The following is a 16271-nucleotide window of genomic DNA, read 5'->3' as shown; positions in this document are numbered from 1 at the left end:
CGGACACGCCATCGAAGTTGGCAGTGTTCGTGCGGGACCCCCGAAACGTCACCATCAAAGCGGCCGAGCCGCGCAGGCGAAGCCTGCGCCAATAGCAGAGCCCCGCACGGGAGAAGCGTGCGGGGCTCTCGCGATGTGCCTATATGACTACTACTTCTTGGCGGTCCGCTTGGCCGGGGTGGCCTTCGCCGTCGCCTTGGCCGCGGTGGTCTTCGCCGCGGTCGTCTTCTTGGCGGTGGTGGCCTTGGCCGCTGCCGGCTTCTTGGCCGCGGTGGTCTTCGCCGCTGCCTTCGGGGCCGCCTTGGCGGCCGTGGCCTTCGCCGCGGTCGTCTTGGCCGCGGTGGTCTTCGCCGCTGCATTCGGGGCCGCCTTGGCGGCCGTCGTCTTCGCCGCGGTGGTCTTCGCCGCCGTGGCCCTGGTGGTCGCGCGAGCCGTGGTGGCCTTGGGGGCCGCCGCGGGCTTCGCCGCCGCCGCGCGGGTTCGCGTGGTGGTGCTACGCGTAGCCGTGGGACGCGCCGTGGTGCCCGCCGCCGCCCGGGTGGTCCGGGTCGTCGTCGCGGTACCGCGAGCCGCGGGGGCCTTGGCCGCCGCTGCCGCCGGACGAGTGGCCGCCACCTTGGGCAGCTTCTTCGTCCCGCTCACGACCTCCTTGAACATCGTGCCCGCGCGGAACGCGGGAACGTTGGTCTTCTTCACCTTCACCGTCTCGCCGGTGCGAGGGTTGCGCGCGGTGCGGGCAGCGCGAGCGCGCTTCTCGAACACGCCGAAGCCGGTGATGTTGACCTTCTCGCCCTTGTTGACCGTACGAACGATCACGTCGACGAGACCGTCGACCGCAGCGCCTGCGGCCTTCTTGTCGCCAAGACGCTCGGACAACGCCTCGATGAGTTGGGCCTTGTTCACCCTTCAGTCCTCCGTAAGAGACCACACTGCCGTTAACGGCCCAATTTGGCCGACTTCACGCCACCGTATGCCTATAGGCGCGTAATTTCCACGCGACGCGCCCGATTTTTCCTTGCATCGTGCGATGTTCGGCCCCCCGAGGGGTCGAAATCGGCGAAATCGGGTGCGTCGCGCTGAAAGTCGGCGGCTGGATTGTGGTCCTCGGATACCCCTTGGGGGAAGGGAATCCGGGAGTCGATCAGGTGGTGGCGACCGGGGTCGTGACCGGCTTCCACTTGGGCCTGGCCTGCTCGAACTCGGTCACGGCGGCCTCGTGACGCAGGGTCAGGGCGATGTCGTCGAGCCCTTCGAGCAGCCGCCAGCGGGTGTAGTCGTCCACGAAGAACGGGGCGGTGAAATCCTTTGCCCGGACTGTCTTCTCCACCAGGTCCACCGTGACCTCGGTGCCGGGCTCGGCTTCCAGGATCTTCCAGAGCAGTTCGATATCAGACTGCTCGCACTGGGCGGCCACCAGGCCCTGCTTGCCCGCGTTGCCGCGGAAGATGTCGGCGAACCGCGAGGAGATGACGACCCGGAACCCGTAGTTCGACAGTGCCCACACCGCGTGCTCGCGGGAGGATCCGGTGCCGAAGTCGGGTCCGGCGACCAGGACGCTGCCCGCCTTGTAGGGCTCCTGGTTGAGGATGAACTGCTCGTCGGCGCGCCAGGCGGCGAACAGGCCGTCCTCGAAACCCGTGCGGGTGACCCGCTTGAGGTAGACGGCCGGGATGATCTGGTCGGTGTCCACGTTGGACCGGCGCAGGGGCACACCGACGCCGGTGTGGGTGGTGAACGGCTCCATGGTGTTCTCCGTCCTCAGTTCAGGTCGTCGGGGGTGGACAGGGTGCCGCGCACGGCGGTGGCCGCGGCGACGAGCGGGGACACCAGATGGGTGCGGCCGCCCTTGCCCTGCCTGCCCTCGAAGTTGCGGTTCGACGTCGACGCGCTGCGCTCGCCGGGGGCGAGCTGGTCGGGGTTCATGCCCAGGCACATCGAGCAGCCCGCCTGCCGCCATTCGGCGCCCGCGTCGAGGAAGACCTTGTCCAGGCCCTCGGATTCGGCCTGCGCACGCACCCGCATTGACCCGGGCACCACGAGCATCCGCACGTTCTCGGCCACGTGGTGGCCGCGGATGATGTCCGCCGCCGCCCGCAGGTCCTCGATGCGGCCGTTGGTGCAGGAGCCCAGGAACACCGTGTCGACGTGGATGTCGCGCAGCGGCGTGCCGGGGATGAGGTCCATGTACGTCAGCGCCTTCTCGGCGGCGACGCGCTCGTTCTCGTCGGCGATGTCGGCCGGGTTCGGCACGCTCGCGGTGAGCGGCAGCCCCTGGCCGGGGTTGGTGCCCCACGTCACGAACGGCGCGAGCGAGTCGGCGTCGATGACGATTTCCTCGTCGAAAACGGCGTCATCGTCGGTGCGCAGCTCGCGCCACGCGGCGACGGCGGCGTCCCAGTCCGCGCCCCGCGGGGCGTGCGGACGGCCCTTGAGGTACTCGAAAGTCGTGTCGTCGGGGGCAATCATGCCCGCGCGGGCACCGGCCTCGATGGACATGTTGCAGACCGTCATCCGCGCTTCCATCGACAGCGTCTCGATGGCGCTGCCGCGGTACTCCAGGACGTAGCCCTGCCCGCCGCCGGTGCCGATCTGGGCGATGACGGCGAGGATGACGTCCTTCGCGGTGACACCGTGCCGCAGCTCACCGTTCACGGTGATCGCCATCGTCTTGAATGGACGCAGCGGCAGGGTCTGGGTGGCCATCACGTGTTCGACCTCGGACGTGCCGATGCCGAAGGCCAGCGCGCCGAACGCGCCGTGCGTGGAGGTGTGGCTGTCGCCGCACACCACGGTCATTCCCGGCTGGGTCAGTCCGAGCTGCGGGCCCACGACGTGCACGATGCCCTGCTCGGCATCGCCCATCGGGTGCAGCCGCACACCGAACTCCGCGCAGTTGCGGCGCAGCGTCTCGACCTGGGTGCGGGACACGGGATCAGCGATTGGGAGGTCGATCCCAATCGTTGGCACATTGTGGTCCTCGGTGGCGATGTGCAGATCGGGCCTGCGCACCGGTCGACCGGCCAGCCGCAGGCCGTCGAACGCCTGCGGACTGGTCACCTCATGAATGAGGTGCAGGTCGATGTAGAGCAGGTCAGGTTCGGCGCCGTCGCCACGACGCACCACATGCTGGTCCCAAACCTTCTCGGCGAGCGTTCTAGCCATCGCTCATCACCATCAACTTCCCACGGACTGGACGTCCCATATAACGGGAACGTAGTATCGAGTTGTGGGACAGCATAGCGGCATCGGGGTTCTGGACAAGGCAATGGCCGTACTGCAGGCCGTGGCCAAGGAGCCCTGCGGGTTGGCGGAGCTGTGCACCAAGACCGGACTGCCCAGGGCCACGGCCCATCGCCTGGCGGTCGGCCTTGAAGTGCATCGCCTGCTACGCAGGGGTTCTGACGGTCGGTGGCGGCCGGGGGCGGCGCTGGGCGAGCTGGCGGGCGGCGCGACCGACCCGCTGCTCGACGCGGCCACCGCGGTGTTACCGAGATTACGCGACCGGACCGGCGAGAGCGTCCAGCTCTACCGCCGCGACGGCCTGCACCGCATCTGCGTGTGCTCGGCGGAGCCGCAGAGCGGGTTGCGTGACACCGTCCCAGTTGGAACCCGCCTGCCGATGACCGCCGGGTCGGGCGCCAAGGTGCTTGCCGCGTGGGCCGATCCCGCCACGCAGCGCAGCCTCCTGGCCGACGCGGTGTTCGGCGAGCGCGCCCTGCTTGAGGTCCGCAGGCGCGGATGGGCGCAGAGCGTCGCCGAGCGGGAACCGGGCGTGGCCAGTGTTTCGGCCCCGGTCCGCGACGCCACGGGCACTGTTGTGGCCGCCGTCTCGGTGTCCGGGCCCATCGACCGGATGGGCCGCCGACCGGGCGCCCGCTGGGCCGCCGACCTGTTGGCCGCCGCGGACGCCCTGCAAAACCGGCTCTAGCCAGCTGAAGCCGCCCGGCAGCCGGGTCGGGCGGCTCGGCGAGACTCAATCGTCACCGTGCCTGAGTAGTGCTACGGATCTCTTCGCGACCTGACTGGGCCATCCTCAGCGCATGTCAGTCGAGAGGACCACACTCGCGCGTCTCGCCGAGGAGATCGACGAACTCGGGCGCCGCCTGACCATGGTCGGCGCGGAACTGCGGACCCTGCAGTCTTCGACCCAGCCCTCGGATGAAGTGGCGACACCGCAGGCTCCGGCGCCCTACGCCGCGCCCGTGCGGCCGTCCGCACCGCAGGCTCCGCCCGCCTACGCCTGGCCGTCGCCACCGATGGTCCAGCACGCGGGTCAGCCGCCCGGTGGCTTCCCGACAGTGGGGCCAGGCATGGGACCGAGCTTGGGACAGGGCATGGGCCCGATGCCGCGCCCCATGGGGCCGATGCCCGCGCCCATCCGCCGGGAGTCGCTGGGCGAGAAGCTGGGCAAGGAAGGCGCCGGGAGCAGGCTGCTCGCCTGGATCGGCGGCGCCGTCACACTCCTCGGGATCGTCCTGCTACTCGTGCTGGCGATCCAGCGCGGCTGGCTCGGGCCGCTCCCCCGCGTCCTCGTCGGCGCCGTCTTCGGGCTGGCCCTGATCGCGGTCGGGCTGCGCCTGCATCGCGACCCGGCGGGCCGCACCGGCGCGTTCGCCCTGGCGGCAACCGGTTTCGCCGTGCTCTACCTCGACATCATCGCGGCCACCACCCTCTACGAGTACCTGCCCGTCGTCGTGGGCCTGGGACTCGGTCTCGCTGTCGTGGTCGGTGGGCTGCACCTCGCCACCCAGTGGGATTCCGCACTGCTGGGCGCAGCCGTCGTCCTGGGCTGCGCGGTGTGCGCTCCCCTCATCACCCAGGGATTCACGCCGACCCTGGTGACTTTCCTCCTGGTGGTCCAACTGGCGACCGTGCCCGTGCAGCTGAGCAAGGAATGGACTCCGGTCGCCCTCGGCGCGGGGATCCCGCCGCTGCTGGCTTCCGCGGCGAGCACGCTCGTGCTCGCAAAGCCCGGCTCCTGGACGAACACGGCTGCCGCGGTGGGCGCGGGCGTGATCGGTGTCGGGTTGGCGGTGCTGGCGACCCGCCGCCGCCCCGAGGACCCGGCGGCCCTCGCACTGGTGGCGCTCGCCGCCACGCCCACGCTGATCGCCGCGCTGTTCCTGCCCAAGACCCAAGCCGTCCTGCTCGCGGGCGGGGCCGCTGTGGTCCTGCTGGGCGTGTGCGCGGCCGTTCGTGGCGCGGCCGGGCAGCTCGCCGGTGTCGCCGGGATGGTCGCGGCCTTCCAGGCGACGGTCACCCAGTTCGACGGCACCGCCCGGACCGCCGTCCTCCTCGCCGAGGCCCTGCTGCTCACCCTGGTCGCCTGGCGGGTGCGGCAGGCCTTCGCGCTCGGCGGCGGGCTCGCCTTCGCCGTGGTCGGCGCCATGCTCGCCTGGAGCAAGGACTTCCCGCCGACGATGATCGCGGAGTTCCGGCCGTGGACGACGGGGAAGCTGGCGGGCGCCTGCCTTGTCGCCGCGCTGATCCTCGCGGTCTCGGTGGCGCTGCCGTGGACGGCGTCGCGGCTGGGCAAGGTCGGGCAGCCGGGGACGAACATGCCGCCGTGGGTGTTCGCGGGTTTCACCGCGCTCTATGGCGCGGCGGGTGTGGTGCTGACCGCGGCGCTGCTGGCCATCCCCGGCCGGTCCGGCTTCCTGGTGGGACACGTGCTCATCACGGTCTCGTGGACCGCGGCCGCCCTGGTGTTGCTCGTGCGCGGGATCAATGTGGTGGCGCTGCGGGTGATCGGCTTGGTGCTCGTGGGCGCCGCCGTGCTGAAGCTCATCCTGTTCGACCTGGCCGCGCTGGACGGCATGGCCAGGGTCGCGGTCTTCCTGTGCGCGGGCCTGATCCTGCTGGCCGCGGGCGCCCGCTATGCCCGCCAGGTGGCCGCGACCGCACGGCCGGAGGAGAAGATCTCTTAGCTCGACACGATTCGCCGGGCACGGGAGTCCGCGCCCGGCGAATCGACCGGTCAGGTGTGCCCGTGACCGCTGTGCGCGAGCATCTCGTGTGTCTCCTGGATGGCCCGGAACGAACGTGGTTCCACCCCGGAGCGACCGGCCGTGGTGGGCCCGTTAGGTCCGACCGCGGGCTTGCCCGCGGTGTAGAGCCACGTGGTGAACAGCGCCCCAAGGTCCTTTCCGGACGTCTTCTCCGCCAGGACCCGGAACTGCTCGGTGGTGACGTTGCCGTACTGGTGGTCGGCGGTCCAGGTGCGCAGGGTCTTGAAGAACGCGGCGTCACCCATCGCGGTGCGCAGTGCCTGCAGGGTCATCGCACCCCGGTCGTAGACCGCGTCGTCGAACTGCCCGGCCGCACTGGGATCGCCGGGAAGCACCTGCCAGAACGGGTCCTCGGCCGGGATCGAGTCGTAGGTGTACTGCGCGAGTTGCGCGGGCGTGCCCTCGCCGAGGTACTCCGACCACAGGTACTCCGCGTAGGTGGCGAAGCCCTCGTTGAGCCAGATCTCCTTCCACTCGGCGACCGACACCGAGTCGCCGAACCACTGGTGGGCGTTCTCGTGCGCGACGACGTAGGTGTTGGAGCCGCGGCGGAAGAACCGGTCGCTGTAGATCGGCCGGGTCTGGTTCTCCAGCGCGAACGCGATCGCGGTGCTCACCACGCCGCCCTGCGCCTCGAACGGGTACGGCCCGAACTGGGTTTCCTGGAACTCGACGATCTCCGGCGTGCGCTCCACACTGGCCCGGGCGGCGTCACCGTAGATCAAGTCGTCGCCGTACGCGGTCACGAAGGACTGGCCGTTGGGCTCGGTCTGGTTGCGCAGTTCGAACTTCCCGACCGCGAGCAGGGTCTCATAGGTGCCCTGCGGCTTGACGCTGCGCCAGTTCCACCGGACCCAGCCGTCGATCTGCTGCTGGGTGCCGACGAGGACACCGTTGGAGATCACCTTGTAGTCCTTGGGCGCGGCCACGGAGACGTCGAACGTCGCCTTGTCCAGCGGGTGGTCGTTGCTCGGGTACCACCACGGCGCGATCTGCGGCTCGTCCGCGGCGAGCGCGCCGCCGTCGGCGCCGATCTTCCAGGCGTTGTAGCCGTAGCGCTCGTACTTGCCCGGGGTGTCCTTGTAGCTGACCACGATGGTCATGACGGTGCCCTTGGCGATGGGCCTGGCGGGGGTGGCCACCAACTCGCCGTCCTTCGAGCGGGTCGCCGCGACGGCGTTGTTCACCCGCACGGAGTCCACCTTGAGCAGGAAGTCCAAGTTGAACCGGGATAAGTCCTGGGTGGCGGTCGCGGTGACCGTCGTCGTGCCCCACAGTTCGTCGCGGAAGGGCTTGTAGCTCAAGCGGATGTCGTAGTGGGAGACGTCGTAGCCGCCGTTGCCGTCGCCCGGGTAGTACGGGTCACCGATTCCGGGCGCCCCCGGGGACGGCGCCGCGCTGTCCGAGGCCGCACTGGCCGGGGTGGACACCAGCATCGCCACCGCCGCGGTCACCGTGGCGGACATGGCGAGTTGTGATCGCACGCGCATAGATCCCTACCTCCTGGTCGGATCGCCCGAACCTGCCACGAGGGATCACGCGCCACTAGCCGCCAAATGGCGGCACGTAGCCCGAATTTCCGACAAACTTCCCACCGAATCGGCCTGTGGAGCACCTTCTTCCCGACAGGACCGGTGACCGCGAAAGGATTCGCGGCCACCGGTGCTGTCCTACTGGGTGTCTGTCGCGGTCAGCGTGATCGGCACCGCGGCGCCGAGCCAGAGCTGGGTCAGGACATAGCGGGTGTCGCTGGGCAGCGTCCCCGACTCGTCCGCCGCCGACGAGGCGGCCGACCCGGTGGGCTGGCAGGCGGCGTCATAGAAATACAGGTCGAGGTCGTACGGCGCGGACGAATCACCCTTGACCGCGACGTTGTGCGCGCCGTCGCCAAAGCTCGGCGGGACCTCGGTGACCCACCCGTCGGCGCCCTGCGCGGGCGCTGTGGGCACGCCGCACGCCGCCGTCAGTGCCGCGGCCGTGACGCCGGTCGGCGCCGTGCCAGTGGACGGGTTGGCCACCGCGATGGTGCCCGTGTCGCTGATCGGCTCGTCGGGCGGCAGCGGCGGGAGCGGGTCGATTCCCTTGACCTTGCCGGAGAACACCTGCACCTCGGCGGTCTGCACGACCGTCTTCGTCTCACCCTGCGCCGAGTCCGTCCAGAAGCGGATGTACTGCGCCTGCACGGGCTTGTCGATGGTGAACGTCCGGTAGTTCAGGTCCGGCGCGGTGGGCCGCGGCGCCTGGTAGCCGAACGCGGCGGACTCTGTCCGCACGGTCTTCCAGTTCACGCCGTCGGTCGAGGTCTGCAGGGTGAACCCGCGCAGCGCCTCGAAGCGCGCCGTGGTGAACGCGCTGACCTGGATCGCCGAGATCGGGGCGGCCTTGGCCAGCTTGACCGTCGCCTTCCCGGTGCGCGGCGCGGATTTCCAAGTGCTGCCCGCGGTGTCGTCGAGCAGTTTCTCCGCGCCCGGCGTGGTGCTGTCGACCACGGTCGCGCCCATGGCGGTCGAGGCCAGGTTCGGGCTCAGCGAGAACTGCCGGGCCGTCGTGGCGCCCGCGGCGACGTCGATGCCGTCGAAGGTCTGGGAACCGAAGCCGGGGGCGGAGATCGTCACCGGGTAGCGGCCCGCGGTCACCGGGGCGGAGAACGCACCGGAGGCCGACGTGGTGCGCAGCGCGCTAACCCTGGCCTCGAACCGGCCGAGCACGATCTTCGCGCCCACCACAGGGGAACCCGTGGCGGCGTTGACGACAGAGCCGGTCAGGGTGCCGTTGTGCACCGGGTTCACGTGCGCGAACGACGGCACCGGATCGGTGTCCTCACCGCCGTCTGTGGCCGCGCCGACTCCGAGCCCGCGCTGGGCGAAGGCGCCGAAGGCGAGGTCGACGATGGTGTCGTAGTCCGAACGCGAGTGGTAGCGGTTGTCCAGCGCCGTCCGCATGGCGTCGCGCATGTCCACGAAGGACGGATCAGGCGGGGACAGCGGCATCGCGTCGGTGACGATCCTCGCGGTCATCTCGCCGCCTTGTGCCTCACCGAACTCGGCGACGAGCGACTTGCGCAGGTCCCAGAGGACCGTCGTCCAGATCTCGCCGTCGGAGTGCACCTCCGGGCCGCCGAGGTCGTAGCCGATGTCGCCGAAGGTCGTCGGGTTGCGGTCGTAGTCCCAGTTGCGGATGCCGCGTTCACCGTTGCCGGTGGCGTACTCGCCGACGACGGCCCTGCTCGCCAGCCCCTTGCCGTAGAGGTGGTTCAGCGCGTACCAGTCACCCCAGCCCTCGCCCATCGAGCCGGACTGGTGGGTGTTGAGCATGTTGTCCTCGCCGCTGACGTACCGGTTGGACAGACCGTGGGCGTACTCGTGCTCGATGACCGAGGCGTCGAAGTTGCCGTCGGTGTACGGACCCTCGAAGGTGTCGTTGATCGGCTCCCACAGGAACATCCCGCTCCACGGCGGGATCCCGTCGGGCAGCGTGAGCATGTAGGCGTTGTCGCGGCCGGTGTAGGTCGGCGAGCCACCGGAGGCGGCGCCCGCGTGGACCAGGCCGATGATCGGGTCGCCGCCCTGTCCGCCCTTGCCGTGGTTGTTGACCTGGAAGTTGCCCGCGGACTCGGTGAAGCCGAGTTCGGCGAACTCGTCGTGGATGCGGTTGTGGTGGAAGAACAGGTTGGTGGCGGCCGGATCGAGGTCGAGCACGTAGCTGGGCGGGACGGTCGCACCGTTGGTGCGGGCCCAGTTCGCCGCGTACGCGTAGTTGAACTGGGAGGTCGGGCTCACCGGGCGCGGGCCTTGGTCGGCGGGGACAAGGAAGTTGGAGTAGTTCGCGTAGGTGTTGGCGTTGTTGCCGAACGTCGTCGGACCCGGCAGTCCGGCCAGGCCGGTCGGATCCACCCAGCCCGCGGGCGACTGCGGGGTGGGACCGAACGGTTTGATGACCGGGTTCCCGCCCTTCGCCGCACCCGGGTGGTTCTCGTAGACGGTCCCCTCGGACTCGTGGGCGACGAGGTTCGCGCGGTAGAGCACGGCGCCGGTCTCCGCGTCGACCACCGTGTCCCATGCGGCGTCGAGCGCCTTCACGAACAAGACCCGGTATGCGGGCCGTGCGCCCTCAGCGGTGGGGAAAGCCGCCCGCTGCACGTAGGACTCGGCCGCGAACGGGCCCTTGGCGAAGGTCTGGAAACCGGCGCGTTCGCCCGCGCTGGTCGCGGTGAACGCGACTCCGGGAGCGAGCGCGGCCGCGACCTTCCGCAGCGCCTGCGCGGAAGTGAGCCGGTACTCGCCGCGCAGATCGCCGCCGCGGGCCGTGGCCCCGGAGTAGGACAGCACGCGTCCGTCGGCGGTGACGGCCACGACGAGGTGGCCGCCTCGGGCGGCACGGACGCCTTCGAAGGTCTGGGCGAAGGTGATCAGGCGGGTGCCGGTGCCCGCCAGCTCGTGCTCGCGGGCGACGACCAAGCCCGCCACCTCCGCAGCGGCGAGCCCGAAAGCGGCCCGGTGGCTGTCCACGAAGGACCTTGCGATCACAGCGGCGGCGCCGCCCGCGGGCTCGGTCAGCCAGCCGCCGTCGCGCCGAATGGTGCGCGGGGTCCCGAATCTGGGGTCCCAGGTCACGCGCGTGCCGTTGCCCGCCTGGGTGGCCAGCCGGTTGGCGGCGGCGAGTTGGTCGCCGGTGGGGGCGACTTCGGTGCCACGGCGTACGTCGACGCCGTCGCCTGGAGGCGCCACCGGGTCGACGGTGACCGAGTTGGCCGCTGGAACGAGCGCCACGGTGGTGGCGACGGCCAGCGCGGCCGCTAGAAGCGGACGGACACGCATGATTGCTCCTCACGTGCACGAGCAGGGGATCCGATCGGACGTGAATCGGCCGGATGCCCTGGGCGCAACAGCGGAGGAGCGGAATTACGCCATTCGTCGCAACGCTAACGGAAAGTAGGGAGCACGCTGGGCAGCAAGGTCGGCAGGCCCGGCCTGGTCCGCACGCTGGGCGTGGTCGTCGTGACCTGCGGCGGTTTGGCCGGTCCGCCCGCGGTGACCGGGAGGACCGTGGTGGTCGGGAGCACCCGGGCCTGCTGGGTCGTGACCGTCGTGGAAGTCGTCGACGTCGGTGGGGGTTCGACCGCCAAGGCGCGCAGGCGGTCCAACTCGGCCCGCAGGCGCCGTTCCTCGGCGGGGTCACCGACGTCGTCGATGAGCGTGCTCACCCGGTCGAGCAGGGTCCGCGCGTTCTGCATGTCGCCACGGGCGATGGACATGCGCACATCCCCGAGAACCCGCTCGGCGGCGGCGATGGCGATCCGGTCGGGGCCCGCCGGGCTTGACGGCGCGGAAGGCCCTTCGGTCTGGTGGCCGGTGAGGGTGACGACACCGAACCCCGCCGCGATGACAGCCGCCGCCGCGGCCAGCCACCGGACCACCCGGCCGGCGTTTCGCGGCTTCGCGGCCTTGCGGGGCGCTTTGGGGTGGACGATCTCTGGTGATGGAGCCACCGGGTGCACGGGCTCGAGGAACGCGGTGGTCTCAGGCTCGAGGGACGGCGACGGATCGAGCGTGCCGGTGTGCGGGCGGTACGGCGCAGCCGGTTCCGGGACCTGATCATCCACGGCCGCGGGCGCCTGCTCCGCGTGTCCCGTTCCAGGGCGGTCCGGCAGCGCCGCCCGCCACTGCGCGAGCAGCGCGATGGGGTCGGGGGCGTCCTCGACGGGATCGCCGCGGCCGATGCGGTCGAGCAGGTCGTCGTCCGCGGCGAGGCGGGCGAGGTCGATGGCGAGCCGGTCGTCGGTCATGCCACCACCTCGTCGGCCGGGTCCCGAGTCCACTCCCGCAGGCGCGCGAGCGCCCTGGACTGTGCCATGCGCACGGCGGCGGACGTCATTCCCAACACCGCCCCGACCTCCTCCGCGGACAACCCGGCGGCGATTCGAAGCGTGATGATCTCACGTTGCGTGTCCGACAGGTGATGGAGCATTCCGGCGACCCGCTGGAACAGGTCCGCCGACAACACGTGCCGCTCCGGGCCCGGCGCCTGGTCTGCGGGCTCGGGCACCCGGTCGAACGGCAACACCGAGGACGCCTTCATGGCCGCCCGGTGGGCGTCGGCGACTTTTCGGGCGGCGATGGCGTAGACGTACGCGGTGAACGGCAACCCGCGGTCCTGGTAGCCGCGCAGCGACTGGAAGACCGCGAGACACACCTCCTGCGCCACATCGTCCGGCGAGGCGTAGCCCCGGCCCGACGCCCCCAGCCTGGCCCAGCAGTACCGCACGATCCCCGGCCGGATGGCGGCGAGCAGCGCGGCCTCGGCCCGGGTGTCGCCGCGCACCGCCGACCGCACGACCTCGCGGTCGACTCTGCCGTCGACTTCAGCCATCACCACGCCCCTCCGCCTGCCCGGGATCGCCGGACTCACGGGGACAACGACGGGCGGGCGCACAGGTCACTGCCACCCGGTGAGTAGATCCGGCCGCAGTGGGTAACTCACTGTCATGACCGAGCCGAACCGCACCACCGGCCAGACCGAGGTGAAGCCGCGGATCGCCGAGAAGGCCCAGCACCTTCGCACCAGACTCGGCGAGACGGCGCACGAGACCAAGGACCGTCTCGACGACCGCGCCCACCACGTCAAGGACCGGGTGGACCACCTGACCGAGCACACCACCCAGCTCGCGCGGATCGCCCGGCACAACCCGACACCGCCGGCCGTGGTCGCGCTCGCCACCGCGCTGGTGGCCCGCCTGGTGCGCCGCCGGATCGCGGCTCACTGACGGGCGTCAGTGGCCCAGGCAGTGCGCCTCTCCGGGGCAGCTGCGCAGCAGCTTGACTCGCGGCGTGCCGGTGATCGGGCCTGGCCGGTCGACGGTGACGGGCGGCCACTGGATCGAGATCGCGATGGAGGACGAGTTGTTGCTGTAGTCCTTCTCGATCAGGCCTCGGTCCTCGTTGACCGTGTGGACCAGGTCGTAGGTGCCCGACGGCACGTGCGTGATGTCCAGCCACTGGTAGCCGATGCCGTACTTGTACTCGTCGCCCGCGCCGACCGAGATGCCCTGCGTCACGTCCAGCGCGGCGGGCTCGTGCATGCCGCAGTAGTTCTCGCGGAGGAACGTGGCGAGTTCGCCGGTCGAACTGGTGGTGTCGCGGGGGGTGTGCGCCAGGTCGTCGGCGTCCTTGGTGACGTACCGGTCGCCCAGGCAGAAGCCGTTCTTCCGGTCACTCACCGCCGTCGCGCCCAGGTGGTCGCGCAACTGGAAGCGGTCGAAGCCGTTGAGGTGCCAGTGGTGGTGCGATTCCGCGGGCTCGTAGTACGCCGTCGACGGGGTCGACGCCTCCGCCTCACCGTAGGTCTTCGGGAGCGGGCCACCCGCGCCGACCTGGAAGGCCTGGCGCACCGACATCAGCGGCTGGTCGACGCTGTCGCGGTGGCCGAAGAGCAGCATCGGGCCGTCGCCCACGTTGTCCACAGACGTGGTGAACCGCAGCCGAACCGCCTGGGCCCGCCCGAAGTAGCCGATGCATCGACCCTTGGGCTCGTCCTTGTCCTCGACGAGACAGACGTCCCATTCGGTGCAGGTCGCGGGGTCTCCCGCGAACCCGCCAGGACAGCCGACCGGGCCCTGCCGCAGGTCCGGGACCGTCGTCTCGGCCATGGCGCCCGCCTGCGCCGACGGCGCCAGCACCGCCGCCGCCAGAACCGAGGCGGCCAGGGCCACATATGTCCTGATCATGTGTTTCACGTCCGTCCAACGATTTTGATCAGCAACGAGCGACCCTAGCGACGGCCGCGACCGCCGGTCTACGGAGGACAAACCAGGTTCACTCGATCGATTGGAAACAAGAACCGGAAGTGTCGCCGGACCTCACGCGCCGGTCAGGATCGTGGCCACCCGGTTCGCCAGTCCCACGCTGGAGTTCCAGCTGGTGACCTCCGGGTAGACGTGCGCGGTGGTGGCCAGCAGCAGTGGGGTGTCGGCGACCTCGATCGGCGGCTGCCGGGTGAGGAACCCGAGCGGGTACACCGGTTCCACGAAGGGCGCCTTGAACACCTGGACGTCCTCGACGTCCTCGGCGGTTAGGCCGAGTCCGGCGTAGAGGTCCACCAACTGGTCGGTCCACCTTGCCGCGATCGCGGCACTGTCCTCGCGGTACAGCGCGGAATCCCGGTCGGTGTAGTGCATGGCGTACACCAGGTGCCTGCCGCCGTAGGCCTCGACGCCCGCCAGTTCGGACATCTCGATGACGCCGTCGAACTCGGTGCCGGAGCGCAGAACGGGCGTCCAGTAGTGCCCGGCCAGCGGCCTGCGCAGGAAGAACAGCGCGTTGACCACGCCCTGGTACGGCAGCTGGAGCCCAGGCAGCCGCGCGGCCAGGTCGGCGTCGGCGAGACCGCGGAGCAACGGGAGTGACACCGTCGACACGAGATGGTCGGCTTCGAGGACTTCGTTGTCCGCCAGCGTGATCCTCGCGCGATCACCGTGGCTCGACACCTGCCGCACCGGCACCGAGGTGCGCACGGTCCCGCCCTGCGACTCGATCGACGCCCGCAGTCCGTCGATGAGCGACTTGTAGCCGCCTTCGGGATAGCCGCGGGTGGCGACGTTGCGCTCCCGGCCCAGCCGCTGCCACAGGTAGAGCGCGGGCACGTTCCCGAAGGACGGACCGAACTTCGAGCCGAACATCGGCGCCAGCAGGTCTTCCCACACCTTGTCGCCGTAGAGGCCGCGCAGCCAGTCCTCGGTCCGGGTGGTGTCGAGGTCGCGGCCCTTGCCCAAGCGCCGCAGCAGCAGGGAGATCGCGCCGAACCGGATCCGGTCGAGCGGGCCGAGCGGGCGGAACCGCAACAGGTCCAGCGCCGAGTTGAACGGGTGGTGCGCGCCGTCGACGATCATGCCCATCCTGGTCGGGCGCCACCGGATCGCGTCCCGCAGCCCGAGTTCGCCGAGCAGCCCCAACAGGTTGTCGTCGGTGGGCATGACGCAGTGGTAGAAGCGCTCGACCCAGCGGTCGCGCCAGGGGAAGAAGGTGCCGAGCCCACCGAGTTGGTCGCTGCCCTCGAGCAGCGTCACCCGGATTCCGGCCTGGGCCAGGCGGTGTGATGTCGCCAGTCCGCAGATGCCACCGCCGATCACCACCGCGTGTCGTCCGTTCGCGGTCACCGGCTCACAGCTCCCGGTACGGCGCGGGCGCGAGCCGGTCACGGATCAGCAGGCTCAGGTACTGCACGATCGTGCGGCGCAGCTTGAGCTTGCTCGGGCCGCGTTTGCGGTCGTAGCGCAGCTTCAGCGGCACCTCGGTGATGACCGGGTGGCAGTGCCGCAGCTTCAGCAGGAGTTCGACCATGCAGGCGAAACCCTGTTCCTCGATGAGGCGCTCGCCCCAGTGCAGGCTGGCGCGTTGGAGCAGGGTGACCCGGTAGGCGCGGAAGCCGCTGGTGAAGTCGTGGACTCCGTCGACCTTCACCATGCGGCGGAACAGGGTCGCGGCCCCACGGGAAAGAAATCGGCGAAACGCCGGGGCGGTGTCGTCGGCGCCGCCATCGGTGAAGCGGGAGCAGACGACCACGTCGGCGCCGCCGGCGATCTCCGCCCGCAGCAGTGGGATCAGCGCCGGGTCGTGGGTGTCGTCGGCGTCCATGACCACCACGATGTCGTCCGGTCCGGCCGATTCCAGGGCCGCGCGCAGCCCCGACCGGACGGCCTGGCCGAGTCCGAGATTGATCGGATGGCGCACCAGCCGGACATCGAGCCCGGTGGTGCCCGCCGCGGCCACCTCGGCGGTGGCGTCCGACGAACCGTCGTCCACCACCCACACCGTCAGCATCTCGGTGCGCGCCACCTCGGCGAGCCTGGCCAACAGCGGCGGCAGCGACGCCGCCTCGTTGTACGCGGGCAGCACCACGTGCGCCTGACACGTGGTCGCGGTCGTCGTGCGGGTCGAAGCGTTCGTCATCACTGTCGCGTCGGCGCCTGCGACGGCCTCCGGCATGGTCCGCGACGTGGTGTCCCGTAGTACCACTGGCCCCCATTTACGTTCGATTCTCGGCTAGGGCCAGAATTATTTGCCTGCGTGGTGAATGGGTCTTCGACCACCCCGGCGTTTGTCGTGGAGAATGCGGACGAAGTCGGCGGGAAACGGCATCGGACACAAAACGTGCGCCACTCGAAGGAGGGATCCAGAAGTGCCCGAACAGGTGAAGCAGGCGCTGTGAAAAGCAATATGTTCGGTATCGAGTAGTCAGTTATCTCGTTCAGGTGAACTCTAATGGTTG

13 protein-coding genes are annotated in these 16271 nt (G+C 70.2%); 3 read left to right on the top strand and 10 right to left on the bottom strand.

The features are described from left to right. Positions 1–150: 150 nt before the first annotated feature. The 3 genes from ACRDSQ_RS29465 to leuC all read right to left on the bottom strand — a co-directional run bounded on the left by ACRDSQ_RS29465 (position 151) and on the right by leuC (position 3162). Positions 151–903, bottom strand: a complete 753-nt coding sequence (locus ACRDSQ_RS29465) for an HU family DNA-binding protein (protein WP_431425573.1) — start codon at positions 901–903, stop codon at positions 151–153. Between the two features lie 238 nt (positions 904–1141). Beyond that, positions 1142–1744, bottom strand: coding sequence for a 3-isopropylmalate dehydratase small subunit (gene leuD / locus ACRDSQ_RS29460; RefSeq protein ID WP_431425572.1), 603 nt, complete (start codon positions 1742–1744; stop codon positions 1142–1144). A 14-nt stretch (positions 1745–1758) separates the two neighbouring features. Further along, positions 1759–3162, bottom strand: a complete 1404-nt coding sequence (gene leuC, locus ACRDSQ_RS29455; RefSeq protein ID WP_431425571.1) for a 3-isopropylmalate dehydratase large subunit — start codon at positions 3160–3162, stop codon at positions 1759–1761. A gap of 64 nt (positions 3163–3226) precedes the next feature. Between leuC and ACRDSQ_RS29450 the strand changes: the two genes are divergently transcribed. Next, positions 3227–3928: an IclR family transcriptional regulator gene (locus ACRDSQ_RS29450; protein WP_431425569.1), complete on the top strand. Its 702-nt coding sequence runs from the start codon at positions 3227–3229 to the stop codon at positions 3926–3928. 112 nt (positions 3929–4040) lie between these two features. Continuing rightward, positions 4041–5927, top strand: a complete 1887-nt coding sequence (locus ACRDSQ_RS29445) for a DUF2339 domain-containing protein (protein WP_431425567.1) — start codon at positions 4041–4043, stop codon at positions 5925–5927. 50 nt (positions 5928–5977) lie between these two features. Here the strand turns inward: ACRDSQ_RS29445 and ACRDSQ_RS29440 are convergent, their stop codons facing one another. From ACRDSQ_RS29440 to shbA, 4 genes are all read right to left on the bottom strand, one after another. Further along, positions 5978–7498: a M1 family metallopeptidase gene (locus tag ACRDSQ_RS29440; RefSeq protein ID WP_431425565.1), complete on the bottom strand. Its 1521-nt coding sequence runs from the start codon at positions 7496–7498 to the stop codon at positions 5978–5980. Between the two features lie 180 nt (positions 7499–7678). Continuing rightward, positions 7679–10825, bottom strand: coding sequence for a M36 family metallopeptidase (locus ACRDSQ_RS29435; protein WP_431425563.1), 3147 nt, complete (start codon positions 10823–10825; stop codon positions 7679–7681). 104 nt (positions 10826–10929) lie between these two features. Beyond that, the gene (locus tag ACRDSQ_RS29430) at positions 10930–11793 is read right to left on the bottom strand and encodes a hypothetical protein (protein ID WP_431425562.1); all 864 of its coding nucleotides are present in this window, start codon (positions 11791–11793) and stop codon (positions 10930–10932) included. After that, on the bottom strand, positions 11790–12377 hold the full coding sequence (gene shbA / locus ACRDSQ_RS29425; RefSeq protein ID WP_431425560.1) for an RNA polymerase sigma factor ShbA: 588 nt from the start codon (positions 12375–12377) through the stop codon (positions 11790–11792). Before shbA ends, ACRDSQ_RS29430 begins: the two co-directional genes overlap by 4 nt. Before the next feature lie 115 nt (positions 12378–12492). Here shbA and ACRDSQ_RS29420 point away from each other — a divergent pair, with 115 nt between their 5' ends. Next, positions 12493–12771 (top strand): hypothetical protein, encoded by a 279-nt coding sequence (locus ACRDSQ_RS29420; protein WP_431425558.1) that lies wholly within the window; start codon positions 12493–12495, stop codon positions 12769–12771. Between the two features lie 6 nt (positions 12772–12777). Here the strand turns inward: ACRDSQ_RS29420 and ACRDSQ_RS29415 are convergent, their stop codons facing one another. From ACRDSQ_RS29415 to ACRDSQ_RS29405, 3 genes are all read right to left on the bottom strand, one after another. Next, entirely contained in the window at positions 12778–13731 is a 954-nt protein-coding gene (locus ACRDSQ_RS29415; RefSeq protein ID WP_431425557.1) for a lysyl oxidase family protein, read from the bottom strand. Between the two features lie 132 nt (positions 13732–13863). Further along, positions 13864–15159 (bottom strand): FAD-dependent oxidoreductase, encoded by a 1296-nt coding sequence (locus ACRDSQ_RS29410; RefSeq protein WP_431425555.1) that lies wholly within the window; start codon positions 15157–15159, stop codon positions 13864–13866. A 4-nt stretch (positions 15160–15163) separates the two neighbouring features. Beyond that, positions 15164–15988, bottom strand: a complete 825-nt coding sequence (locus ACRDSQ_RS29405) for a glycosyltransferase (RefSeq protein ID WP_431425554.1) — start codon at positions 15986–15988, stop codon at positions 15164–15166. Positions 15989–16271: the final 283 nt, after the last annotated feature.

This window comes from Actinokineospora sp. (genome assembly GCF_050699995.1).
In the GTDB taxonomy this organism is placed as follows: Bacteria; Actinomycetota; Actinomycetes; order Mycobacteriales; family Pseudonocardiaceae; genus Actinokineospora.
This window is presented reverse-complemented; position numbering and strand designations above follow the sequence as displayed.